The organism is Thalassotalea ganghwensis, from assembly GCF_053485795.1.
In genome coordinates, this window is record NZ_JBQRUM010000004.1 from 164,662 (window position 1) to 190,665 (window position 26,004).

A 26,004-nucleotide genomic window follows, 5' to 3' on the forward strand; every position below is an offset into this window, starting at 1 on the left:
GAATTACCCCGTTGCCGTTTCCACAAATGAAGGTGCTGGACGGTAAGCCAAGAAAAGCTCAAGAAAACGAGCCTGCTGAGGTTGGAGCGCCTACTTCAATTTTAAACCTTACTTATGAGCTTGACAGTGAACAAGCTAAAGAAACCATTGAATATCAGGTAATCGACGCACACGGGCAAGTGCATACCGGAGAATTAGCCAATGGACAAGCCACCGTTGCAGAGTTAGCCACTGGCGCTTGCCAAGTCACCTTCAACTGCGCCACCTTGGAAGATGAGCAAAAGCTCATCGCCCTTAGAGCATCGTTAAACCAAGCACTATCAGGCATGATAAGCGAAGTTAAAGCCAAAGCAGCGCTTCAAGATGCCTTGTTTGAGCAAGCCAGCTTTTTTGAACAATGGGCAATACGCTCTGGCGCGGTAATGACAGGGGTTTATCAAGGCGGTGAAACGTTAATCTCTGGGTTGACGGATTTAGCTGCCTTATCACTTGAGCTACATTATAATGCCTTTACAGCCGCTCAACACCTGTTTAGCGCCTTACAACGAGCTGATATTTACCGGATTAAAGTTCAATTAGAAACCCTATTATCTGCCAGTGAAAAAAGCTTTCAGCAATTAAGTGACGCCTTTGACTTATTGGTTATTGTCATCACCGATGAGCCTACCCGCGAAATGCTAGTGAGTTTTCCAGAAAACTATGTAGATGCACATTCGATTGTCGACAAACACCGTATAGGGGGCATTTTCTTATTCGAAATATTGCTTGCAGTACTGACCGCAGGTGCTGGCGCTGCGGTTTCCGCCGCCTCTAAATCAAAATATGTTGTAAAAGCCAACCAATCACTGCTTGATATTGCTGACATACTCAAGCGTAAGCAACTAAACCAGCAAAAAAGCAAAGCGTTAGTTGAGGGCGAGAACGCCTTAACCACTAAAGCGCCCGAGCCACAAGTGACATTAGAGGCGCCTAAATTCAAGAAATTTCCACCACCTGTGTCGTTAACTGATGCGTTTAATCGCCTTAAAATAGCGCGTCAAAGTATTAAAAAACACGGCTATCGCTCAAAATATTCAGATGATGAACTACTTGCTATGGCTCAAGCAGGTAAAGTCGCTAATGAACGTTTTCATGTACGCTTTATGGAAGAAAGGTACCTACAAGATCGAGAGACACCAAAATCTCCATTGAGTGGAAAGTTAGGAGGCAACTTTGAAGGCAAAAATGGAACGGGGATCAAATACTGGTCGACAACATTCGATCAAATAGAATCGGCAGATACAGATCCAAAACTTATAGCCGAAATTTTAGGGTTAACTTATAATCCTAAAAAAACGTATACCATGATATTAATAGATTCTCACAAAGCCGCTCAAACATCTGGAGCTAAATCTATTACACCTACATTTAAAGAGCTTGGTAACTTTGCAAAAGAAGAGTTAGACACTATTGATGCCAAAGTGGTTGACTCTGTATTCACTCATGAATATCAAGCTACTTACCAAAACTTATATAGGCAAGCTGAAAAAAGCGAAATAGATATTTGGGATAAACAAGGTATGGAGCAGTTTGGTGAAGTCTTATTAGAAAAAGACGAAAAAGTAGAACACTTTAAAAGCCGTCTAGAACTCCACAATAAGCTAGGCAGTAATGAAGATTTTTTAGGAACAGGTGTGACCCAAAACAATCTACCAAATAAACAGAAAATTGGTGTGGTTGAAATCTTTACCCTTGAGAGAAAACCGCAAACGATAGCAGAACTCCGAGACAGTGATGCTATTACCATTGTTACTGATTTAAAACTGATAGGAAAATAAGATGCTCACTCCTCCTAGAATAGCTCACCCTAGTTCAATACCAAACGAATTCAAACGACTTGGCGAACTAAAAAATCCAAATAAACCTAACAATGATTATATATTTTTAATGTTTGAGAATTTACTTGTCATATTCATGGGCAATGATTGGACTCACCCTGTTACTAAACACACTAAGTATTTAAAGTATCAAGCCTGTTTTCCATTGGCCGTTTTACCATGGGTAATGCAGCAATTAGGCATATTTTCCACCCCACCAAACCAAGGAGGGTTAAAAGAAGGCAAAATATCTAATAAAGCAGAGGTTGAAGGAGAAACATTATTGTTTACTCGTGGCGTTTGTGTCGGAGGCCCAGACCATGGAGGCTATATATTAGAAAACCTAAGCCGTATTGATTATGGTAAAACAGCTGATAGTTGCAGCTATCAAGGCTTTGATTTCCCAGATCCATTTATGTACGATGGTGGCTTATTAGAGTTTTGGAAAGATTTAGCTGAAAAGTATCAAAAGGGTATTTTGTAGTTGAAAAAGAAACCATGAGTTCACAATACCTACCCGCGTTAATTGAAATTACTGATCCAAACTGCCCGCCTGATGGCATATTAAAAATCGCTGAAATTAATGATAAATTAAATTATCCAGATGAAATCTATTCATTTTTTCAACAAGGTGAACACTTATCCATTGTACATCATTGGATAATCACCCCAAAAAACAAAGCACCTTATTTAACGACAGACCAGTTTGATGCTCCATTAGCAATATTACCGTGGTTCGTTAATAAGCTCGAATTTTTTATAAAACCCTCCAGCCAAGGTGGCCTTCCGCCTAATAAAATTGCCACCGACAAAGACCCCATCGCTGGGGAAAACTTAATTTTAGGCCGGTTAGTGGATGCAGGAAATGCACGCCGAGATGGTGGCTATGATATAACGAACCTACAAAGAAAAGATCATGCGCCAATCAGTAACTCTTATCAAACAATTAGTTTTTCAGATAGCTTTTTATTTCAAGGTGGGTTACTGGAGTTATGGAAAGAGCTTGCGAATAAATATGAAAACGGGACGCTTTAAGAACGTCCTTTGACAATTTTCAACCTCTTCCACCAGCAGAAGATTGGAAATGCCTGGCGAATGGTCAACCCATTAACTAATCACAAGCGTTTGATTGCTCTTTAACAATTTGGAACGGATGCCAAAACTACCCCACTTAGCTTGAGTTAAACCTTGAACTAAGTGGGGTACATTAAAGCGCACCCTTCTCAAAAAATCCTCCAAGCCAGAGCTCCCTTGATAATACGTACAATGAAAAGCATTCAAACGAAGAGAAGAATTTGCAACAAACCGTTGCGGCTTAGCACGCTTAGCCGATGATGATGGGGGACATATTATCGGACATCGCTTTATGTCTGACCTAGGTTTAAAAACCTTTTCCCACAAAATGCGAATTTAAACCGCAGTGCTGACAAGAAAATGGAAAATGAATGGGCTGATTGGATTGACGAAGGGTTTGAGATCAAGTTGAAAGTTGAGCTTCATCCTCCAGGCTCTGAGAGACCGACGGATATTATTTCTGAATATGAAGTCATATACCCAAACACTGGCGATGTTGTCTTCGAACGGGATCATGAGTTTAACAATAGATCTGGAGAAGGTTTTGATAGAGTCCGAAGAAAGGACATGAAAGCATATAGGTAAAAAAATGAATATTGATGATAAGTATATTTTAGAATTAGGCGAATTAACTCTGCGTTGTAAAAAAGTCATTGAGAACAACTGGGAGGCTTTAACTTTTGTTTTTGACGTCGCAGATGGTCATCTCGCAAACTCAGGCTTCTTATATCACGAAGATAATATTAGAACCGCAACGGCAAGAATCAAAGAAGAGCCAATGCTTTTAAGCGACAAAATAAAAGACCTTAGAAAAATGATCTATGAACAAACTGGCCATAAATTTAAACAACTCTTAATCCAAATGGAAAAATCAACCGGACGTATCAAAATAGACTTTGAGTTTGACAACCCAAATCGCTGGACAATTAAGCCCGCCAAAATAAAAGAAATGCGTGAGCAATTAAGGCCAGATTTTTCTTAATCAATAAAATATTCGGTAATTTGTATTACCTTCGCTCTTTAACAACTTGGAAAGGATGATTTTATATTTAATCATTAAGCAAATTTATAAAGGTATTACAATATGGAAGTATTAGCGCCTACTTTTTATGATCAAGATTCAAAGAAAATAAATATGATTTATGTGCATAAAGGCGAAGAAGTTAAAAAAGGGGATTTACTATTCAATGTTGAAACAGTGCAAGGTATCTTAGATATAAGATCCGAGTATACGGGCACAATCCTTGATATTAAGATTAAACATGGGGGCGTAGTTGATTCAAACCAATTGACGATGGAAATATATAGAAATAGTGAAAATTTAAAAAATACTAAGCCTGAAAAATTTCTAATATGGTTTGGTCTTCTATTTATTTTATACGCCTTTATTGGATTACACACTGGAGAGATTTATTTACCCTCAAAAACAGAAAGAACAGGCCATACAATTAAGGGGAAAGAACTTATTCCTGTAGCATTGTGTTTAATAGCAATGGGAAGCGGCATTTTTATAAGTGCTTTTTCAGTACGCTCAACTAGTATGAGTGATGACGAGGTTGATGAGCTAGAACGTGAAGATTATATACGGTTAGTAATTAAACTAAATCTCCCTATCAATATAACCGCTTTTCTGTTATTCATGTCTCCACTGTTTGCATTGATAGCCTATGTAATAATGAGTTAACTTTTTAACACGTAAGCAAGGATGCTATAACTAATTACCTGCATAGCCCTAGAGGTGTAAAGAAATATTGATAAATTAACGATTAATCTCCTTAATCAATACCGTTCGCTTTCTTTTTAATTAAGATTAAATAAGGTAGATTCCCCTCCTATGTTGATGGACGACAGCACAAAAGGATGTGTATGGATATTTCAGCGATACAAGAAATGACTGAGCGGGAGTTGTCTCGTCAGCTAGGGCAATTCTTATATCACTCAATTAACGAACCATGGCTATCAGCCACGCTTACGCTCACCTGTACAAATGCTCATATTGGCTCACAAAGCGCTGAAAAACAGAGTTTTATATGCAGTGGCTTTTATACCCGTGAATATCACCCTGAAACAGGAAGCAAAGTTAAAGATATTGCCGTAACCGTCTCGCCATTTGCCGAACGGGTTTTTCAACAGCTTTTCAGCTTAGCGCAAGCTAAATCGGACAAGGTATGGGCAGAAGCGGTGTTTACAATAGAGCGCTCAGGGCAGTTTAAATTAACATTTGCCGATTTAGACGGGCATTTAACCCTCTGATGGTTAAACCGGCTAAGCCAACTGCTGCTGGCACTAAGGCCATTCATTCCGCACTCGACTAAACAATTTTTAATCAAACAATATTGTCAATTTTAACCACTGTAAATACTTTTAAACTCAAGGAAAGAATATGAAAAAAATACGCTGGATAACTGGCTTAGCTATTACCCTAAGTAGCCTCAACACAAACGCTTTTGAAGTAGATAACCTTGTTGGCTGCTGGCAAAATCAAAGTAAAGCTAATGCTGAATTATTGTGCTTAGATAGAGAAAACAAACTTTATGTCAACCTTCCTAAATTTTCTTTACATGGTACATGGCAGGTTAAACATAACGAACTCTCTGTTTCGCTGATGGGAGAAGAAAAGTCTTGGGGTAAATTTTCATTGGAAAGCAATACGCTACGCTTTACTACAGGTGATTTGGTCTTACAACGTGTCAAACATCAGCCACCTTTAACACCGCCACCAGAAGTAAAATCAACAACAAATAACGCTAAGGTTGCACAAGATATTGGGGTTCTATTAACCGAAAAGCAATTGAAACATTTTAGTTTGCTAAACGAAGACTTACTCGCCAAAGGAAGTTTTTGCCATAATGAGCAAAAAGCTGAGCTCTACCCTACCATTAAAAACTACCTTAACACTAAAAAGGTTATTGCTTCCGAGCAATTGGTTGATTCATTTTTTAACGTTATCTGCCAAGCAAAACAAAATAGCTATTCAAGCAAGGTCAATCTTCCTTATGCAATAAAAAGTCATCGTGGTTTTTATTCAGGCACAAAAAAATTGGGAGATTGGTCGTGTGAATCCAGTGATGAATTAGTAAAAAAAATTAGTTTTGCCTCAACATTTGCGACGGTGGCTCAAGCATCACGCTGGCATAAGGTTTCTGCAAACCATGTTGATATTTGGTTAGCCAGTTTTGAAGTTGCGCCAAGCGATGCAGAGAAGTTTTCCCTACGCTATAAAAATAACCAATGGAAATTAGAAAGTGTTTGTTATTCAATGAGGTTGTAGTTTATGGCTAGTATGACAACTCAACATTAACGCCTAAATTTTACTAGCTGCTCTCTAGCGGCATATTTGCCGCTCTTTATTTTTCCATTCTAGTCATTTTACCGTTTCATTAAGCATTTGCCTTAGTAAATGAACGTCTTTGGCGGTTAATACATTAACTGCAGTTGAAGGTAATATCAGCCAACAATAATTTCAGCAACACACAAAACAGCCACCATGGCAGATAACCAACATTATATTCTTTAGCTGTATTAAGAAACCTTAGGGCTCCAAAATATGTAAAACCATCTAAATTGGTAGTATTAAAACCGATTTATATCTTAATATCATTGTGACCTTTGCCCCGAAAATTACACCATCACTTAAATGAAGTTTTCAACGCACTGGAGACAATGGATATTTCAATATCTAAAAATCTTACACCGAAGAAGGTTTAGAAACACGAAAACCATTTAACCGCGAACGTTCAACAGGCACTAACTTGACCTCAGCTCTGCATAAGGAATACATTTCTAACACCTATTTTTACTTACTTCTGCGTGATATTGTCGTGAAATAGCTGGCTATTCCTAATTAATACGCCTTAAATTAAATAAAGAGTAGCGTGCTAAAAAGTCACTATGAGCTTAAGACTTTGATTTTACAGTTTTCGTGCGATTACTTTTACAAACATGAGGTTAACTTATCATTCAAAACTGATAGCGAACTTTCATTGAAATACTATCGCCATCGCGTTTGTCCCAGCCTGGGCTAAACAGTGCATTTAACGATTCATTGTTGTCAATTAACGCTCTACCGCCTCGGCTATAAACTAGATAAACATTTGACAGCGGCGCAATCTCGTAGCGATAACGCAGCTGTATCGCGGTATCTGAAATACTAAAATCGTTCACATCCCCATTTAACAGAGCAAGCTCTCCATTTGCATTAACCTGATAGCTATTATCTCCTTTCGCGGATAAGCCAATCCATTGAAACTTCAAAGTAAACTCTTGTTTTTCATCGATAATAGCGTTGAAATTAATATTGGTTTGAAACTCTTTGCGATGATAGCCATTAAGTTCGTTACCTTGTTGCCACAGTAACCAGTCATCGCTTTGAGTATACCAAAGCCCAAGGGTAAGTGCGTAATCGTCACTGAAATAGTAACTTGGGTGGGCATGCATGGTATAACCTTGCCCCTTTACTGGCAGATCATATAACGTGGCATGTAAATGATAACGCAGCTTGCCGGTATTTTTGCCAAAGTACATTAGATCAAGCGCTTTACCTTGTTTAAGCGCTACGGCATGGTTGCCTCGGGTGATTAAGTCATCAAATGCACTATCTTTAAGGCTAACCTGCCATTGAAACCAGCTAGCATCTTTTAGTTTCCAAATATCAGTTAATGCCAATGAAGACACTAGCTTTACGCCTTGTTGGTTTTCTTTATAAATAACATCAGTAACGATTTTATGTTCTTGAAATAAGCTCTCTTGACTAAATTCATACTGGTTATAAATATTTTGATAAGCAAGTGAGCGAATATTATTTCTCGGTAAAAAGCCTAAATCGTTAACCTGCAGATCTTCATCAAAATATGTACCTGATAAAAAGTGTCGCCATTGATTAGACGGTTGATAACTGACACTGACAAAACCACCACTACCTTGCGATTTTTGGTGTTGTTCGTCGATACTTGAATGGATATATTGACCAGATACTGACACGTTATCGTTAATAAAGTAACCATAATCAACAGCTTGCACTACTGCTTGTCGATTGAGTGTATCGCGTTCGGTTAGTGTTGCTAAATAGCCAAGATTATATCGCTCGGTTTTACGCATCATGCGGCCAGCAAAGAAATTACGGCCGCTTGCCTGATCGCTATCATCTTCAATCGCTGAGAAAACGCCGTAACTTATTTGATCATCAACGCTGGTAAATTTTAACGCGCCTTTGATATCCGCACCTAAGGCGTCACCTCCATCTGGCTTAGCGCCGATACGCCTTGTATGTATTAATCGTAAACTCTCTTGACCGTTTAAGGTAAACAGTGATTGATTTTCAGTGAAAAAAGCACGATTTTCTGAGAAAAACGTTTCAGTAGGCGAAAAGTTAACCACTAAGTTATCACTATCAACATGACCAAAGTCTGGATTTAAGGTTAAACTTAGCTGTTTACTGCTATCGGGTTTATAAAAAATATCAATACTGGCATCTGCCTCACTGTCACTGGTTATTCTGTCGTTTCGTGCAGTCACTGAAACAAAGGTTTGTAACGAATCGCCTGCATGATCGCTTATTTGAAAGGATTTAATCTCCGATAAAAAGCGCTGCCTATTACCACTGGTTGGCTGATTGGCATACGTTTTTTGTAACGATGCTATATGACGTTCTAATTGAAGACCAAGGTTACGGCTAACGTTGGCAGTTTTAGCCATTGGGGCAATATCCCAAGGTATTAATACTTCAGCATACCAATGCTGTTCATCAGAAGATGTTTTTGCATACCAAACCCCATCCCATTCTTTGCTAAATTTGTTTTCGTCTCGATATGTACCATCCATCATCGAGCCACCGTTACCAATGGTAAATTGATAAGCGCCAATGCCGTTATTATCAAAATCGACAATAATATTGTTGTAGTCGGCATCAAGATAATCGTCTTTACTGGTGCGCGTACTTATTTGCGTTGCTTTGGGTTGCTGGTTTTTAATACCGATATAAATGCCCTGCTCATTGCTTAGTACTCTCACTTCTGTTTGGTATTCTGGCGTTGTTAGCGAGTATGGTTTGGTGGTAACAAAGTTATTGATCACTTGGGCATTTTGCCACTGTGCTTCATTAAGTTGACCGTCAATAATCATGGTATTAGCTTGAGCTATGCTAGAGCACACTAACGCAAGCATTGAGAGTTTATATTTAAGCGCCATTTAACATCCTTAGTGCTGACTGTAATTAAAACTAAGCGCAGTGTGAATTGGTTGGATAGAAAAATAATGACAAGGTAAGGAAAAAAGGTGACAAAACCATGAAAGCCATAAAAATCAGAACGTTAGGTGCACCACCTTTATAAAGTAACCGATGAAATAGTCGATATTATACGTTCCTTATTTATAAATAATGTTAAGATGTCAGCAAGTTAGCGGTTATTTATTTGCAGACATGAGCTTAATACGAATTAACGACATCGTTATTCACCCCAAATTATCAGTGCTTACCATTAATCAACAAGAAGTGGCGATTGAGCCAAAATTACTCGAATTGTTGTTGTTGTTTTGTCATCACGTTGATCAAATTATTAGCCGTGAACAAATATTAGATACCATTTGGCCTAATTCTTTAGTTACCGACAATGCGGTTAATAAACTGGTTGCCAGTTTGCGTAAGCTACTCAACGATGACTCTAAAGCGCCGCAATTTATTCAAACGGTTCCCAAACGTGGTTATCGTTTTATTGCTTCGGTGAGCTTCGAGCAAACCATACCTGCGGAGCAACAAACTCAACTAAAAACTGAGTTAGGCGATACGAATAAACCCTCAGATAAAATTGAAACTGTCGAAACAAATAACCACTGGCCTATTGTGTTTATTGTGTTAGTTGCAATCATCAGTTTTATCTGGGCACTGGGTGGTTTCTCAGCCAAACAAAAACCGACTGATAATGTTAGTAAAAATACAGCAAAACCAATGACGAGCGTTGCTTTAACTAAACTCGCAGGATGGGAGCTGTCACCGTTAATGAGTGACAATCAAAACGCTTTATTCTTTTTGAGAGAAGATGGCGTAACGGGGCATCGTAGCTTATGGCATAAGAATTTAGCGAACCAACAAGAAACTTTGATTAATGGTTTATCGCCCTACACCACCAAACTGATCGCACTACAAGCGCCCAAATTGGCAACAGAAAACGCAACGCCTGACGAATTTACGCTATTGTATCTCGCGCAAGAAAATGAAAAGTGTGAAGTTGCGCAAGCCAGTTTTAGTAAAAATAAAAACAACACGATAGAACTGCAAGCAGTTAACCCCATTTTTGATTGTTCAACGATGACCATATTTGACATTGAATGGGCTAAGTCGACTCAATCGCTATTCTATACGGCAAAAGTTAATGGCGATCACCTCACGCGAGTTTATCAATATCAACCTCAGCAAAAGCAACATAACTTAATTAGCCAACCGGAAGTATCGGGATTAGGAAACCGAGCGATTGATTTATCACCAAATGAAGACAAACTGCTTATCACAAGCATTAACAAACATTCATTCAGCCAAATTTATGCGCTAAATTTAATCACTAACCAGTTATCACGAGGGTTACAAGTGCAATTTTATTTAAAAAATGCCATTTGGGCTGCAGATGGTGAACGGGTTATTTTCGCAAAATCGACACCGAGCCCACATTTAGTATTGAGTGATTTTTCAGGAGAAGGTCAGCAAACTATTTTAAACAGTACCGTTGACTTTAGCCAAGACCTAGCGCGTATTTCAGGCACTGAAGAACTGCTGTATAGTACGCGTAATCAAGACTACAATAACCGCTGGCTAGCGCATGTTAATCAAGTTAGTACGTTAAACAACTCTACCGTTTTTGAGATGGCCCCGACACTTGCACATAAATCATCGCACTACGCTTTTATTTCAACAAGAAATGGTCCAGATCAGATCTACTATGGCGATTTATCAAAAGGAAACAGTCGCGCGTTAACTAAATTAAACGACAAACAAAGTTACCAACAGCTATCGTTTTCACCGAATGATGAAATGCTACTGGTAGGCAATTTAAGTCATTTGTGGTTAATCAACTTAAACAAACAACTTAAAAAAGAAAGTTTAGCGGATTTAACCGAGTACTCGGCAGATTTTAAAACCCCACATCGAACTTTAACAGCAACTTGGTTAACTGATCGTTATATATACATCAAACAGTCTATCGATGGTGTAGTTAAAGGATTTGTTTTTGACCGCATCAACCGAATCAACATCGAAGTTGATAGCCGTTGGCAAGTACTAATGACCGATCATAAAAACACGGAATACCTCTACCTGATCGACCCCGTTGATACGCAAATTTACCAATTACCTAGTGCTTACCTAGCATTTACACCGCAGCAATCTGTACTCAAGTTTCCAGAGCAGGCAATAACCTCTACTCAATCGTTTATTGGCAAACCTTACTTAGATGTTAAAGTTCATGATAGTAAGATGTATGTAATGACCTCGGCACGCTCTGGCAACACTGTACCTTATGATTATCAAATTGAAGTAAAGCCAATACAAGGCGCTGGTACAACGAGCATTGAAACCCATAAAGTCAGTTGTAGTTGTGGCTATGACATTGCTGATACTGGCTTTATCATCAGCGAGCAAATAAATATCGAAGGTGATATATTTAGAGCCCAAAAGCAGTAAACACCTAAAGTAGTAAATACAAAAAGCAGTAAACACCTAAAGTAGTAAATACAAAACGCAGCATAGCGTAGTAAACTGCAGTTAATAGAATTTAAAAAAGCGAAGCGTTAATAAAAATGACAGATAACCAGCCCACTATCCTTTGGCACGATTATGAAACTTGGGGCGTTTCTCCAAAATACGACAAACCTTCACAGTTTGCTGGTATTCGTACAGATTTAGATCTTAATATTGTTGGCGAACCAGAGATGTTTTATTGTCAACCGCCAGCCGATTACCTGCCCCACCCTGAAGCTGCGCTTGTCACGGGGATTACCCCGCAGAAAGCATTAAAAGAAGGGTTACCTGAAGCTGAATTTGCCAAGCGCATTCATCAGTTATTTTGCCAGCCCAATACTTGTGTTGCAGGATACAACAATATTCGCTTTGATGACGAGGTTACCCGTTATCTTTTATATCGTAACTTCTACGACCCTTACGCACGCGAGTGGCAAAATGGTAATAGCCGATGGGATATTATTGATATGGTGCGTGCGTGTTATGCCTTAAGGCCAGAAGGCATTGAATGGCCAATGGTTGAACGTGATGGCGAGCAAGTGGTGAGTTTTCGTTTAGAATTATTAACCAAGGCCAACGGTATTAGTCATGAAGCTGCCCATGATGCGATGAGTGATGTTTATGCAACCATTGCGATGGCAAAACTTATTAAAGAAAAGCAGCCTAAACTTTATCATTATTTATTTTCATTACGTGATAAACGAAAAGTCGCTGAGCTCCTTGATGTTTACAACATGACACCAGTTGTGCATACCTCAAGTAAAATATCATCGAACCACGGTTGCACCAGTTGGTTTGCGCCAATGTCTTATCATCCAACCAACAAAAACGCGGTTATCGCCGTTGATTTAGCGCAAGATCCAACGCCTTTATTTGAATTAGATGCAGAGCAAATTAAAACGAGACTCTACACCCGCTATAGTGATTTAACTGAAGGCGAATTACCCATACCAGTCAAGCTTATTCATACCAATAAGTGCCCTGCGATATCTCCTGCAAAAACATTATTGCCAGAAAACGCCGAGCGCTTAAATATTCCACGCGAAACCTGTTTAGCAAACCTCGCCAAGCTCAAACAGCATCTTGAGGTGAGAGAAAAATTGGTTGACGTATTCAATGCCAAAGATGAAAGCTTTGAAAAAGAGTCTGCCGAACATAGTTTATATGGCGGCGAGTTTTTCTCGCATGGTGATAAAGCGCAAATGGAGATACTTCATCAGCTCTCCCCAGAGCAACTAGGGGTTCATCCATTCACTTTTCAAGATCAGCGCTTAGCACCGATGCTATTTCTATACCGTGCTCGTAATTATCCGTGGACATTAACCAATGAAGAGCAAATGAAATGGTCACAAATGTGTAAAGATTCAGTAATGTATGGCGGAAAAGGCAAGCTGAGCGCGGAAGAGTTTATGCTCAAACTTGAAAACCTCGCACACGAGCATGAAAGTGACGCTCATAAAATGGCGATATTGAAAGCACTTTATCATTATATACAACGATAATATTCAATCAGTAAGACGAAGAAAGCCCTCAACTTAGAGGGCTTTCGTAACTTAGTCTGATCTATTCTTTAGTTACAATGATCTGGACCTTTAATATTCGTAGCAGTTAATGTTTCACCGAGCGCCGCTAATTGTTCACAATTGAGGTTAAAGTTATCATCTAGGTCTATGTCATAAAGGTTCTTTAAACTTTCTAACACTGAAACATCGGTAATATAATTCCAACTTAAATCCAAATAATTTAATTGAGTTAACTCTGCAAGGCTATCAATATTAGTAACATGATTACCTTCTAAGTTTAAATGGTTAAGCTCAGTAAGCGACTCTAGACTCTGAAGATTAGAAATATCGTTACCAGTGAAATCAAGATACTCCAATGCCAATAAACTGCTAACAAAGTCAATATTCGTCAGTCCTAAGTATTGCATTGACAAATAAGTAAGATTAGTCATTTCGCTGAGTTTAGAGGCATTTGTTAAAAAACCATCTCGAATCACTAGAGTTTCGAGTTCTGCCAAGTTGGAAAAACTTTCTGCATTCACTCCCATCGGTAAATAATTACCTGATACTTTTAATGATTTAAGCTGAGTAAGGTTTTTAAGGGGGGTAAAATCACTGGCAGATACATCTCGTATATCAAGAGATTTCAATTTAGGAGAATATGATAAATCACTTAAATCAGTCACACCATCCGTAAAAGATACATCTAAATGTTCCAAATCATTCATTTTAGATAGGAAGTTTAGCCCATCTAAAGCACTGTAATATAGTCCACTAACCTCCAAATGTTTAAGTTGTTCAAGACCTCCTAACTTATGAAGATTTTCAGCTATATTTCCATTTAATGATAAATAAGTTAGATTGGATAAGTTTTCCAGTGCTTCAATATCAACCACTACAGTGGTATATTGAAACATCCCCTTACTTAAGTAGTTGAGCTTTAAAGTTTTCAATTTAGTCAATGACTTTATAATGTCACCAAAAACCGTTTCAAAAAAAGCATTGTTACTTAAATCTAATACTTCTAAATCGTTTAAACTTGCAATTGGTGATATGTCCCAAACTGAATTATTTGCGAGTTCAAGCGAAACAATTCCGTCATGTTCTGATAATGGACTAAGGTCAGAAATATAATTATTTGAAAAATCAACATGCGATAATTTAGTAAAAGGCGCATTAAGGAAGTCTAAATCTTTAAGGCCAGCGTCTACGATAGATATTCGCTCAAGTTGATTGAATTGTCTTAAGTCGTTTAGTGAATCGATTTTGATCCTTTGACAGTCTATTGCTGTAAGTCCTAGGTCTACATCAACAGAGCCAACAACACACTCACGAAGACCGGGATCTGTAAAGGTTTGTTCAGTAATGTTTTCATATGCTTCAACAGTGACATTGAATGACTTAAGCGTTACGGCTTCATCGTCATCGGTTACCGTTAGTTCAAAGGTAAGGTCTTCTGTTTCCCAAATGGCGGGAGCACTAAACGATAAAGTTTGACCATCAAATGTTAAGCTTTCGACATTCGTGCCAGCCGTTTGTGACCATGAGTAGCTAACTATCGTGCCGTCACTATCGCTCGCACTAGCTATAACCGTTAAGCTGTCACGCTCAGTAACTAAATAGGCTGAAAAATCTTCTATGATAGGTGCGCTATTTTGAACGACGACTGGTGGTTCGACATCAGGTTGGCTGTTGGTATTACTGCCACCACACCCAATAAGCGCTGCTGAAATTAGGGTTAGTGAGAATATATTTTTATCAAAACACGTCATGTGAAGTTGAATCCTTCTTAAATGTAATAAACACTAAAGAGGAATACACGCACGTAATTGAAGATTACCCTCCTTAGGAAAAAAGCGACAACATGTTAACGGCTGATTAAGACCGTAGCAAGAAATAGATTACAAGCCATTAACTCAGATCTTACAAAAAAATCTTACGCTACCACTAGCGCTAAACAATATACTTGTAATATTTTTCTTATTATTGATATTTTTCTCTTTAACAGAAAAACAACAATGCTCGATAAATCATTAATGAACTAGATACAAACTAGAAACAAAAAACTGTTTTGCGATTAGGTTAGCTTTTGCTAATATACTGGTCTGACAAGTCAGCCTATGGATGGGAAGACACGTAGTTTGTTATCTAATATGTAGTAGTGCCCATCTAAATGAAAAAAAACTTAAATTATCAGTGTTTTGCTGAAAACCAGCAAAACTATGTCTATGTGTGTGCGTCTGGCAAAGCAACACCATCATGCATTATTGATATGTATGATAATGTTACTCAATATGCTAATACACTCAACATTAATAAACTTTTAATCAGTTTTACTGAACTAGAGCTGTGTTACAGCGGCAGTGAAGTGTTAAGAGTAATGAAAAAAATAGCGCCTTTGCTGTCACAATTCACCATCGCCAGAATAGTTGCTCTAGATTGTTATAAAAATGACCTCATTGAGGCCATTTCTACGCAAAAATCATTGCCAGTAAAAAACTTTGAAAATGAAGCCGCTGCTATTGATTGGTTGGTAACTCAATAACCCCCCTAAGGCTTACTAAACCGAGCGATGAGGCTTGAGGTATCCCAGCGATTGCCTCCCATCGCTTGCACTTCCTGATAATAACCATCAAGCAATTTTGTTATTGTTAAATCAGCACCTATTCTTTCAGCCTCGGCAAAGGCTATAGCTAAATCTTTTCTTACCCAATCAACCGCGAAGCCAAAGTTAAATTCGCGTGCGCACATGGTTTTACCGCGATTATCCATTTGCCAAGAGCCTGCTGCTCCCTTAGAAATGGTTTCTAGTAGCTTATCCGTATCCAAGCCAGCACGCTGAGCAAAGTTTAATCCTTCTGCTAAACCTTGCACGACATTAGTAAAACAAATCTGATTTACCATTTTAGCCAATTGACCACTACCCGCCGAGCCCATCAGTTGACAAAACTTTGCATAAGATGACATTACAGCCGTTGCTTTGGCAAAAGCCTCTTCTTCGCCACCGCACATTATCGTTAATACACCGTTTTCTGCCCCAGCCTGCCCACCTGACACCGGCGCATCAATAAAATCAACTTGTTGTTTTGCACAAGCTAAAGCTAATTCACGGGCTAAATCAGCAGACGCCGTCGTATGATCGATCAAAGTCGCTCCGGAGTCTATCGCAGATAAAATTCCCTCACTACCATAAACGACGCTTCGTACATCATCGTCATTTCCGACACAAACCATTACATAGTCACAACCTAACACGGCTTGCTTTGGCGTTTTCGCGATATCTCCTTGGTATTCATCCTTCCATCTTAACGCTTTTTCAATAGTCCGGTTATAGACTGTGACTTGGTGACCATTATTAGCTAAATGCCCTGCCATGGGATACCCCATTACACCAAGCCCAATAAATGCAACTTTACTCATACTAACGCTGTTCTCTCTGTTAATTATTTACCTAGTGTAATATTAAGCGCCTTTAATTTGCACATTTATCTCAAATAGACTATATTGTGCACTATTTAATTAACCGCAATCTATTAATAAGGGTTATGATGTCAAATAATATCTACCAATTTTCTGCTAAAGATTATAAAGGTCAAACCATCGACTTTTCCAGTTACCAAGGTAAAACCCTACTTATCGTCAACACCGCTAGCGCATGTGGATTTACACCCCAATATGAGGGATTGCAAAAGCTTTACCAACGTTATCAAGATAAAGGCTTTGAAATCTTAGCTTTTCCATGTAATCAATTTAAACAGCAAGAAAAAGGGAGTGATCAAGAAATTAAATCCTTTTGCGATCTAAACTTTAATATTTCATTCGACCTGTTTGCAAAGGTAGATGTTAATGGTGAGAACGCTGCACCTTTATTTGATTATTTAAAAAATCAAGCGCCAGGCATTCTTGGTACTAAAAGTATTAAATGGAATTTCACAAAGTTTCTTGTTAATAAAGAAGGTAAGGTGCTCAAACGCTATGCCCCTGTTACCAAACCTGAAGCAATAGAAAAGGATATTATCAACCTGTTATGAATGAGCAATTGCAGTTAGACAATCAATTATGTTTTCGGATTTATAAGCTAAATAAAACCATTACTAAGCTCTACGCGCCTTTACTTGAGGAACTCGGTTTAACCTATCCACAATACTTGGTCATGTTGGTACTTTGGCAAGAAAGCAAACCGATCACTGTAAAGGCTATAGGAAATTTATTAACGCTAGATTCGGGGACGCTTTCACCCTTACTAAAACGCATGGAGAAACTCTCGTTGATTAAAAGAATTCGCAGTAGTGAGGATGAACGTTCGGTAATGATAACGCTAACTGCCCATGGAAAAAATATCAAAAACAGTGCCAAGCTTATTCCAGCAAAACTGTTTACCTTGACAGGAATGACAAAAATAGAGTTAGAACAATTCACTCAGCAATTAGATAACTTACTGCGCCATACTGGCGAGCACTTATAAACAAGTAGTACCTTGCTAAAATCATACTTAACCTCGGGTTTGTATAAGAAATAGCACGAAAACAATAAAATCAAATGCTTAAGCTAACTGTGACTTTCTAACTGGCTACTTTTTATTTAATTCAAGGCATATTGTTGTAGGAATAGCCCGCTATTTCACGACAATATAACGCAGAAGTAAGTAAAAATAGCCGTTAGAAATGCATTCCTTATGCAGAGCTGAGGTTACTTAACAAGGTGCGTCCAGTTGGCATATCGATTTAACGTTTGGCATCTAAAGCTTGTTGAAGTCGATTTAAGTCATCTTGGCTAAATGTTCCGCGCTTAATTAAATTGGCAATGATATCAGTCTGCAAAGTGGCTGAATCTTTAACTTTAATATCATGATCACCGGTAATGAAATGAAACTTTTTAACCTTTTGTTTGATCTCATCTTTAAGTTCCCCTAGTGATTCTTTTTCAATAACAAATACTTTTTCATCACTACCACCTACCCAATTAAACACTTTATGATTACTATCTCCTAAATGTAGTTTTATCAGACCATCAGCATTTTCAATATTGGTTAACGACGCAACGACTTCATCACGGATCTCATCAGGCAATGTCTCTAAAGCGGCTTCCAGATCAGCCTTGTTTTCTAACTCATCTTTTGAAAAAATAAATTCTTGTGTATCACCATCGCTATTTACGTAAACAGTTACATTAGCATCGTTAAGTGAATCAATTTCAATCTTATGTGAAAACACTTTTGTTTCTGACATATTGGCAATTGCTGACATACTTGCGGTTGCACCGGCAACTGAAAACAGCATAGCTAAGGTTGTTTTATTCAATAATGTAGATAATGTGTTCATAAGGAATTTCCTTTAAGGTTAGCGAATATTTATAACTAACCTCTACGTTGCTATATTCATACCAACGAAGCATTAACCATTAAAAACAATAAGTTAGTAATTTCGTTTTAAAAGTTATTATTAAAGTAAGGTGAAAGTAATCCTTAAATCAGGGGCGAATTTCCCGATATCAGGAGTTACTGAATAATTAAATCAATAAATTACAACACGACTAAGCTAATATATTGTTTTTAATAAACTAATTCTTAGTAGCTTAAATGGCATTAATTTTGATATTGTATCGTTTGTAGTGTGTATATTATGTCTATTCAATATTTTTAACGTGGTAACCATATGTCTCTCAGGCGTTATTTGTTTATTCTCATTGGTGGTTTAATTATTCTGTTAACCTGCTCGCAACTGGTATTGCTATTCTGGTTAGAGCAAAACATAAAACAAGATGTTGAAACCAAAGTACGCCACATTAATGAGCGCGCGCTCGACGTTGCTTTAGATAAAGTATTAATTTTAGAAGCTCGACAAAAAATTCATGAATCAATTAATGAAAGTACAAAAACAAACGTAACGCCCAATATCGAGCCAAGTCCCCCGACTAAAACTCAACGAAGTATTAAAATCATTGAAGTTGATGCCTCAAAGCCAATCGAAGAGCACGTTACCTTTATTGATGAAATGGATGATATCGCTGTAGATAAGCATATTTTGAAAAAAGAGTTTAAAACGCAGATTGAGTTTTTATTAGCGGAGAACAAAGACAAAATAAAACAAATTAAAAAGCCGCCGACCTATGTCATTAACAATGAAAACGCGTACTCATTTTGGACAAGTAATACCGAGCAAACATCAACCACTAAAACACTCATACGTACGGTACAAACCAGTTTAATCGTCGGTGCGTTGGTTGCACTAATTTTTGCTTATTGGCTCAGTGTTCAATTTAATAAACCGCTAAGAGCCCTGTCTGAAGGATTTAAAGCGCTCGCTGATGGCCACTATAAAAATAAAGTTAAACCAAGTGGTGTAAAAGAAATTAGATCAACTATTAACCGTTTTAATGACATGGTGGTCAAACTCGACAGCCTTAGTCAAGCTGAGCAGCATCACAAAGAGATAGCGCATTTGGCTGAACTTGGCGAAGTTAGCCGAGGTTTAGCCCATGCGTTAAGAAATCCTATACATACTATTGGTTTATCCGTTGAACAACTGCTCAGTAATGACTTGCCACTATCAAAACAACAACATTTACTGTTTACTATTCAGCAAAAATTATTAAATTTGGATAAGAGTATTAAAGCATTACTGACATTGACGACCAGTGGTATCGATCGAAGCGCAAAAGTGCCACTGCTTGCTGTCGTTCAAGATATTATTTTGGAGTTTAAATCGTCTTATCCCAAGCAATTGACATTTAAAACCGACATAGAGGCCAGTATTACACTTATTGGCGCAGAATCAGAAATACGCAGTATTCTCCATACGTTAATAAGCAATGCCTGTGAAGCCAGCGAGAATAACGCCACAATAAAGATCAGTGCAATCGTTAAAAACAATATTTTGTCTTTCTCGGTTTGTGATAACGGTAGCGGCATAGACAGTAAGATTGAAGCTGAGCTCTTTAAACCTCATATATCAACAAAACCAGAAGGTGCAGGTATGGGACTATACATTGCCAAAAGGCTGATCACCTTGCATTATGGGGGCGATTTAAATCTTGAGAACACGATACTCGACGATAAAGTCACTGGCTGCAAAGCGACAGCATTATTTAAATTAACGTAAACGTCATAGAAAAAAGGCAATGTTATGAATGACTCCAAACATATTTTGGTGGTTGAAGATGAAGCAGATCAGCGTCAACTTATTTGCGATATTTTATCAGCGAGCAATTTTCAAGTGCAAAGCGCCGATTGCGTAGAGGAAGCCATTTTAACACTCAAATCTCATGATTTTGATGTTATCTTCTCAGACTGGAAATTAGGTGAACTGTCGGGCTTAGATTTACTTAATTATGTCAAACGTAATGTTCCCAATGTCGGTTTTGTTATCGCCACCGCTTACGGCACAATAAATCACGCCGTAGAAGCATTGCAACAAGGTGCGGATGATTACCTGCCAAAACCTTTTAAACGTCAAGAGTTACTGTTAACCATCGACAAAGCGCTTAAAGCGAAAACGTTGAGGCAACAAAATCAACATTTAAGTGCGCAATTAAGCGAGCAAAAATCGCTTGTTGGGCTGATCGGCAAAGCGCCAAGTATGCAAAGTGTTTATCAACGTATTGATAAACTCTCAGGTACCAATGCGACGGTATTAATCACTGGGGAAAGCGGTACAGGTAAGGAACTCGCTGCCAGAGCCCTTCACGAGAGTTCGAACCGACAAAATGAAAAATTTATTGCCATAAATTGTGGCGCTATCGCTGAATCAATTGCTGAAGCAGAGCTATTTGGCGCTGAAAAAGGGGCATATACTGGCGCTAATGCCCTAAAAATAGGTCGATTTGAAGCAGCAAATCATGGCACTATTTTTTTGGATGAGATTGGCGAGTTAAGCGCCAGTTTGCAAGCTCATTTACTCCGTTTTTTACAAGAAGGCGTTATAACTCGCTTAGGTAGTAGTGAAGAAATCTCATTGGATGTGCGGATTATCGCCGCGACACACCGAAATCTTGAGCAAGAGGTACAGCAAGGCAATTTTCGAGAAGATTTATTTTATCGTCTCAATGTCGTGCCAATCAAAATGCCCGCTTTACGAGAACGGCAACAAGATATTGCACTGCTTGCAGATCATTTTATAGAACTTCACGCTAAACAGCATCGCTGCCCTGCCCCTAAACTATCGTCTGCAATGTACCGAAAGCTCTTAGACTACCATTGGCCAGGTAATGTCCGAGAACTCTCGAACCGTATTGAACGCTTTGTATTGCTCGATGATGAACAAGAACTTATCGCCAACGTAAATTATAATGCCTCGCCTAACAATACAACTGAAGGCATACCAACGATATCAATGCCAGAAGAAGGGTTTAATTGGGAAGTGTTTGAGCGACAATGTTTGGCACAAGCGTTAGCAATTAATCATGGAAATAAAACAAAATCAGCAAAATTCTTACAAATGTCCTATAAAGCGTTTTTGTATAGATTGGAGAAATATCAAATAGCTAGCGAATAATTGGCAATCCTTTATAAAACAAGCTTCCTAGCGAGATTTTTTAATAACCTTTATATCTATTGCACTGACTGAATTGAACTACACTTAACCTTATGTAGGTGAGTTGTCTTAACTTACTTACAGTTCTCATTGTTACTGAGGAAGGCGTATGAGTGCTATGTGGAAAAATCACGCAAGTCGTTTACAAGAAATGTTAAAGGACAATAACATGACCCAAGCTCATTTATATTTAGAGCAGTTAATGTTATTTCCTGTTGATATCCAAGATAAAATTATCGAAGATATCAGTCATTTATCTCATTGTAATAGTGATGCAATCGCTAACGTTATTCATCGTTATACTATGTTTGAACTTCGTTAAATGAAATGATAGCAATTACGTCGACAATTGCTGTTGGCGTAATTTTGCTATTTCATCCCTTGTTGCTGCGGCTTGCTCAAACTCTAAGTTTTGAGCATAGTCCATCATCTTAACTTCCAATGCTTTAACTTTTTGATCGATTTGTTCGGTTGTCATGATTTGATAATCTGCATTAGCTTCTGCAACTTTATTCGCCTTGCTAACGTCTGTGCCCATATCCATCACGTCAGTGATTTTACGAATTACCCCTTTCGGCGTAATATTATTTGCTTTGTTATAGCTTTCTTGCTTTTCACGACGACGATTCGTTTCATCAATTGCTCTGCGCATTGAGCCAGTGATCCTATCAGCATATAAAATAGCTCGCCCATTGATATTACGTGCAGCGCGACCAATGGTTTGAATCAGTGAACGCTCTGAGCGCAAGAAGCCTTCTTTATCTGCATCGAGAATGGCAACTAGGGAAACCTCTGGCATGTCTAAACCTTCCCTTAATAAATTGATCCCGACTAAGACATCGAATTTACCTAACCTAAAATCTCGAATAATTTCTACTCGCTCTACTGTATCGATATCAGAGTGCAAATAACGGGTTTTAACATTGTGCTCATCTAAATAATCGGTTAGATCTTCAGCCATTCGCTTTGTTAAGGTTGTTGCTAATACTCGCTCTCCTATTGCCACGCGTTTGTTAACTTCAGAGAGTAAGTCATCCACCTGGGTGTCAACTGGCCTAACTTCTATTTCAGGATCGAGTAACCCCGTTGGACGAACGACTTGTTCAGCAATTTCACCTGCTGACTTGTTCACTTCATAATCACTTGGGGTCGCAGAAACATAAATGGTTTGAGGTGCTAATGCTTCAAATTCTTCAAACTTCATCGGCCGGTTATCGAGTGCTGATGGCAATCTAAAACCATATTCTACTAGGTTTTCTTTTCTTGAACGGTCACCCTTATACATCGCACCAATTTGAGGTACGGTTACGTGAGATTCATCAATAATCAGCAAGCCATCATCGGGTAAATAATCAAATAATGTTGGCGGAGCTTCACCAGGATTTCTGCCCGATAAATAACGAGAGTAGTTTTCAATACCTGAGCAGTATCCAAGTTCAGTCATCATCTCGATATCAAACTGCGTTCGCTGAACGATACGCTGCTCTTCGATTAATTTATTGTTTTCCTTGAGTTGTGTCGCTCGCTCTTTTAATTCTATTTTGATATCTTCAACCGCTGACAGAATACGCTCTCTCGGCGTCGCATAGTGAGTTTTGGGATAAACCGTCACTCGCGCTAACTGTCTTTCAACCTGCCCGGTTAGTGGGTCAAATTCACTGATGCGCTCAAGTTCCTCATCAAAAAGCTCAACACGTAAAGCCAAGCGATCCGATTCAGCAGGAAAGATATCAATAACATCACCGCGTACCCGATATGTCGCCCTTTGAAAAGCAACGTCATTTCTGGTGTATTGAAGCTCAGCTAAGCGCCTTAAAATATCTCGTTGATTAACAATATCGCCCTGTCTTAAATGCAACATCATTTTTAAGTAAGAGTCAGGGTCACCTAAGCCATATATCGCCGATACGGAAGCGACAATAATAACATCTCTTCTTTCGAGCAACGCTTTGGTCGCGGACAAACGCATCTGCTCAATGTGATCGTTTATCGAGGCGTCTTTTTCAATAAACGTATCCGTGGTGGGTACATAAGCTTCTGGTTGGTAGTAGTCATAATACGAGACGAAATACTCAACAGCATTATTTGGAAAAAACTCTTTCATCTCTCCATATAATTGAGCAGCTAGGGTTTTGTTAGGTGCTAGCATCATGGTCGGACGATTTAATTTTGCGATGACATTAGCAATGGTAAAGGTTTTACCTGAGCCAGTAACGCCCAGTAAGGTTTGGTGAGCTAGACCGCTATCAATACCATCTAATAATTGCTCAATTGCCTTAGGTTGATCGCCACTGGGGATATAATCCGATTTTAGTTCCATTACTTTCATTAAGAGCTAACCTCTACTGCCGCAACTTCTTTATTAAATTGACGTTTAAAGACGCTATAAGAAATACTCGCCATGACAATGTTGCCAACTAACGCACCGATAAAAAAGCCGTTTAATCCCCAAAGTAAACTGCCTAAATAGGCTAGAGGAACATAGCAAACAAATAACCGAATAATACTAAGCATCAAAGAGGTCATCGGTTTATGTAGCGCATTAAAAGATGAGTTGGTTAGAATAATAATGCCTTGTAAACCATAACCTAAGGGTAAAATCCATATAAATAGCTTGATGATATCTGCTACCGTTTCCTCTTTGGCAAACGCATCGGCAATAAAAGGTGCAGAAATGACCAGCATAACATAAACCAATACTTGCCAACCTAAGACAAATTTAACGGAGGTCATGTAACCTTGCTCAACTCTATCCATATTGCCAGCACCAAAGTTTTGACTAATAAATGGTGGCAAAGACATCGACATTGCCAATACAACTAAACAAGCGATTGATTCAATTCTTGAGCCGACACCAAATGCGGCTACTGCCTCTTCACCATAGGTCGCCACAATCGCGGTTAAAATGGCTGCGGCAATAGGTGTTAACATATTGGCACCAGCAGCGGGTAAACCAATATGCAGTATTGACTTACTTGACGTTATAAAGGTCTTCACAAAAATAAACGTTGTATGTATCAGACGCTTTTTATAACCGACAATATAAAAAACGAAAATAATACCCACCACCCAAGAAACTAATGTTGCTATCGCAGCCCCTTTAATACCCATTGCTGGGATAGGGCCAAATCCAAAGATGAAAATTGGGTCCAAAACCGCATTAATCACTCCCCCTGTTCCCATGATAATGCTCGGCGTTTTTGTATCACCAGAGGCTCTTAAAATTGCATTGCCTATCATCGGTCCGATTAAAAATACGCTACCGAGAAACCAATAATCCATATAATCTCTGATTAACGGCAATAATTCATTGCTAGCACCAAGCATTAAGAAGATTTCTTCGGTAAAGACATAACCTAGGGAAGAGAGAATACCGACAATGATAGCGGTAAGGATTAAAGCCGACGTACCTGCACATTTGGCGTTTTTATCATCGCCCTCACCTAATGACCGACCAATCACAGCAGAAGTACCAATGCCTAGACCAATCGTTAAGCTAATTACAGTAAAGGTTATCGGGAAAGTAAAACTAATTGCCGCAAGAGGCTGGGTACCGAGTAAACTAACGAAAAATGTATCGACTAAATTAAAGGTCATCAACAAAATCATTCCGTAAATCATTGGAATGGTCATACGCTTTAATGTTTCAGCAACGGGATCCGATAGTAGATTAGCTTTTTTGGGTTCTATTTTTTCTGTCATTCACACTTTTCTTGTTTTGCTTGGGAAAACCAAACTATTGTAAAAGATACTAAGAAGACTCGCTATTTAAATATAAAATTTCATAAAACAACGCAATAATACAAATATACATTCACAAGCATTTTATATAAATTTGAACAGCGACTGTTTTTCAACCAACGGTGTTTAAACTTCAACCAAAACACAACAACCCCTTGTATATTAAAGGAATTCTAATACTTGAGTGATTTAAGCAAAATAGCTACAAGCCCTATTCTTTCGTTAATTGGCAATATTATTACATATTCATTCACACACTTATCCACAATTACAGTGGATAAGTGTAAAAATTTAATTCGAACCAACCGCTTGACTGTTTTAGCGTCAAAAGATGGCGCTTTCTCAACCATGGTGACGCGAAAATAAGCAAACAAACAAATTTAACGTTTTTTTTGATATTTTGTGTTGACAGTATCGCAAGTGCCCTTTAATATTCCGCCCCGTTAGCAAGTTGCTAGCAAAGATGTGAAAACATTATTCCCCAATAGCTCAGTTGGTAGAGCGACGGACTGTTAATCCGTTTGTCACTGGTTCAAGTCCAGTTTGGGGAGCCAAATTTAACGTAGCGGCCTTTG

21 protein-coding genes, 1 tRNA gene and 1 pseudogene are annotated in these 26,004 nt (G+C 38.5%); 17 read left to right on the plus strand and 6 right to left on the minus strand.

Annotation, left to right across the window (positions count from 1 at the left end; all coding sequences use genetic code 11):
• The first annotated feature begins 11 nt into the window (after nucleotides 1-11).
• From ACSLUH_RS05835 to ACSLUH_RS05870, 8 genes and pseudogenes are all read left to right on the plus strand, one after another.
• Nucleotides 12-1,817 (plus strand): hypothetical protein, encoded by a 1,806-nt coding sequence (locus ACSLUH_RS05835; protein WP_448565360.1) that lies wholly within the window; start codon nucleotides 12-14, stop codon nucleotides 1,815-1,817.
• 1 nt (nucleotide 1,818) lies between these two features.
• Nucleotides 1,819-2,340 (plus strand): hypothetical protein, encoded by a 522-nt coding sequence (locus ACSLUH_RS05840; RefSeq protein WP_448565361.1) that lies wholly within the window; start codon nucleotides 1,819-1,821, stop codon nucleotides 2,338-2,340.
• Between the two features lie 14 nt (nucleotides 2,341-2,354).
• A complete protein-coding gene (locus ACSLUH_RS05845) occupies nucleotides 2,355-2,891 on the plus strand; it encodes a hypothetical protein (RefSeq protein WP_448565362.1) in 537 nt (178 codons plus the stop codon).
• A gap of 357 nt (nucleotides 2,892-3,248) precedes the next feature.
• Nucleotides 3,249-3,515: pseudogene (locus ACSLUH_RS05850) on the plus strand (hypothetical protein); the annotation flags it as partial.
• A gap of 4 nt (nucleotides 3,516-3,519) precedes the next feature.
• Nucleotides 3,520-3,912 (plus strand): hypothetical protein, encoded by a 393-nt coding sequence (locus ACSLUH_RS05855; RefSeq protein WP_448565363.1) that lies wholly within the window; start codon nucleotides 3,520-3,522, stop codon nucleotides 3,910-3,912.
• Between the two features lie 102 nt (nucleotides 3,913-4,014).
• Nucleotides 4,015-4,614 (plus strand): lipoyl domain-containing protein, encoded by a 600-nt coding sequence (locus tag ACSLUH_RS05860; protein ID WP_448565364.1) that lies wholly within the window; start codon nucleotides 4,015-4,017, stop codon nucleotides 4,612-4,614.
• Nucleotides 4,615-4,796: 182 nt separating this feature from the next.
• Nucleotides 4,797-5,183, plus strand: coding sequence for a hypothetical protein (locus ACSLUH_RS05865; RefSeq protein ID WP_448565365.1), 387 nt, complete (start codon nucleotides 4,797-4,799; stop codon nucleotides 5,181-5,183).
• Nucleotides 5,184-5,313: 130 nt separating this feature from the next.
• A complete protein-coding gene (locus tag ACSLUH_RS05870) occupies nucleotides 5,314-6,201 on the plus strand; it encodes a hypothetical protein (protein WP_448565366.1) in 888 nt (295 codons plus the stop codon).
• Nucleotides 6,202-6,890: 689 nt separating this feature from the next.
• Here ACSLUH_RS05870 and ACSLUH_RS05875 read toward each other — a convergent pair.
• On the minus strand, nucleotides 6,891-9,116 hold the full coding sequence (locus ACSLUH_RS05875; RefSeq protein WP_448565367.1) for a DUF5916 domain-containing protein: 2,226 nt from the start codon (nucleotides 9,114-9,116) through the stop codon (nucleotides 6,891-6,893).
• A gap of 232 nt (nucleotides 9,117-9,348) precedes the next feature.
• Between ACSLUH_RS05875 and ACSLUH_RS05880 the strand changes: the two genes are divergently transcribed.
• Both ACSLUH_RS05880 and sbcB read left to right on the plus strand, forming a co-directional pair.
• The gene (locus ACSLUH_RS05880) at nucleotides 9,349-11,598 is read left to right on the plus strand and encodes a winged helix-turn-helix domain-containing protein (protein ID WP_448565368.1); all 2,250 of its coding nucleotides are present in this window, start codon (nucleotides 9,349-9,351) and stop codon (nucleotides 11,596-11,598) included.
• A 116-nt stretch (nucleotides 11,599-11,714) separates the two neighbouring features.
• A complete protein-coding gene (gene sbcB / locus ACSLUH_RS05885) occupies nucleotides 11,715-13,157 on the plus strand; it encodes an exodeoxyribonuclease I (protein ID WP_448565369.1) in 1,443 nt (480 codons plus the stop codon).
• A 68-nt stretch (nucleotides 13,158-13,225) separates the two neighbouring features.
• Here sbcB and ACSLUH_RS05890 read toward each other — a convergent pair whose 3' ends face one another.
• Entirely contained in the window at nucleotides 13,226-14,929 is a 1,704-nt protein-coding gene (locus ACSLUH_RS05890; RefSeq protein WP_448565370.1) for a leucine-rich repeat domain-containing protein, read from the minus strand.
• 401 nt (nucleotides 14,930-15,330) lie between these two features.
• Here ACSLUH_RS05890 and ACSLUH_RS05895 point away from each other — a divergent pair, with 401 nt between their 5' ends.
• Complete coding sequence (locus ACSLUH_RS05895) at nucleotides 15,331-15,702, plus strand: hypothetical protein (RefSeq protein WP_448565371.1); 372 nt, start codon at nucleotides 15,331-15,333, stop codon at nucleotides 15,700-15,702.
• A gap of 5 nt (nucleotides 15,703-15,707) precedes the next feature.
• On the opposite strand, the gene ACSLUH_RS05900 is transcribed toward ACSLUH_RS05895, so the two are convergent.
• A complete protein-coding gene (locus ACSLUH_RS05900; protein WP_448565372.1) occupies nucleotides 15,708-16,577 on the minus strand; it encodes an NAD(P)-dependent oxidoreductase in 870 nt (289 codons plus the stop codon).
• 128 nt (nucleotides 16,578-16,705) lie between these two features.
• Here ACSLUH_RS05900 and ACSLUH_RS05905 point away from each other — a divergent pair, with 128 nt between their 5' ends.
• Nucleotides 16,706-17,188, plus strand: coding sequence for a glutathione peroxidase (locus tag ACSLUH_RS05905; RefSeq protein ID WP_448565465.1), 483 nt, complete (start codon nucleotides 16,706-16,708; stop codon nucleotides 17,186-17,188).
• Nucleotides 17,185-17,622 (plus strand): MarR family winged helix-turn-helix transcriptional regulator, encoded by a 438-nt coding sequence (locus ACSLUH_RS05910; RefSeq protein WP_448565373.1) that lies wholly within the window; start codon nucleotides 17,185-17,187, stop codon nucleotides 17,620-17,622. Before ACSLUH_RS05905 ends, ACSLUH_RS05910 begins: the two co-directional genes overlap by 4 nt.
• Before the next feature lie 259 nt (nucleotides 17,623-17,881).
• On the opposite strand, the gene ACSLUH_RS05915 is transcribed toward ACSLUH_RS05910, so the two are convergent.
• Nucleotides 17,882-18,478, minus strand: coding sequence for a hypothetical protein (locus ACSLUH_RS05915; RefSeq protein ID WP_448565374.1), 597 nt, complete (start codon nucleotides 18,476-18,478; stop codon nucleotides 17,882-17,884).
• A gap of 333 nt (nucleotides 18,479-18,811) precedes the next feature.
• Here ACSLUH_RS05915 and ACSLUH_RS05920 point away from each other — a divergent pair, with 333 nt between their 5' ends.
• The 3 genes from ACSLUH_RS05920 to ACSLUH_RS05930 all read left to right on the plus strand — a co-directional run bounded on the left by ACSLUH_RS05920 (nucleotide 18,812) and on the right by ACSLUH_RS05930 (nucleotide 22,010).
• Nucleotides 18,812-20,257: a sensor histidine kinase gene (locus ACSLUH_RS05920; protein ID WP_448565375.1), complete on the plus strand. Its 1,446-nt coding sequence runs from the start codon at nucleotides 18,812-18,814 to the stop codon at nucleotides 20,255-20,257.
• 24 nt (nucleotides 20,258-20,281) lie between these two features.
• The gene (locus ACSLUH_RS05925) at nucleotides 20,282-21,649 is read left to right on the plus strand and encodes a sigma-54-dependent transcriptional regulator (RefSeq protein WP_448565376.1); all 1,368 of its coding nucleotides are present in this window, start codon (nucleotides 20,282-20,284) and stop codon (nucleotides 21,647-21,649) included.
• Nucleotides 21,650-21,797: 148 nt separating this feature from the next.
• Complete coding sequence (locus ACSLUH_RS05930) at nucleotides 21,798-22,010, plus strand: hypothetical protein (RefSeq protein ID WP_448565377.1); 213 nt, start codon at nucleotides 21,798-21,800, stop codon at nucleotides 22,008-22,010.
• Nucleotides 22,011-22,025: 15 nt separating this feature from the next.
• Here the strand turns inward: ACSLUH_RS05930 and uvrB are convergent, their stop codons facing one another.
• Together uvrB and ACSLUH_RS05940 are read right to left on the minus strand one after the other, a co-directional pair.
• Entirely contained in the window at nucleotides 22,026-24,017 is a 1,992-nt protein-coding gene (uvrB, locus tag ACSLUH_RS05935; protein WP_448565378.1) for an excinuclease ABC subunit UvrB, read from the minus strand.
• Nucleotides 24,017-25,390, minus strand: a complete 1,374-nt coding sequence (locus ACSLUH_RS05940; protein ID WP_448565379.1) for an MATE family efflux transporter — start codon at nucleotides 25,388-25,390, stop codon at nucleotides 24,017-24,019. The genes uvrB and ACSLUH_RS05940 overlap by 1 nt, the downstream gene beginning before the upstream one ends.
• 517 nt (nucleotides 25,391-25,907) lie before the next feature.
• Between ACSLUH_RS05940 and ACSLUH_RS05945 the strand changes: the two genes are divergently transcribed.
• Nucleotides 25,908-25,983: transfer RNA gene (locus ACSLUH_RS05945), tRNA-Asn, on the plus strand.
• Nucleotides 25,984-26,004: the final 21 nt, after the last annotated feature.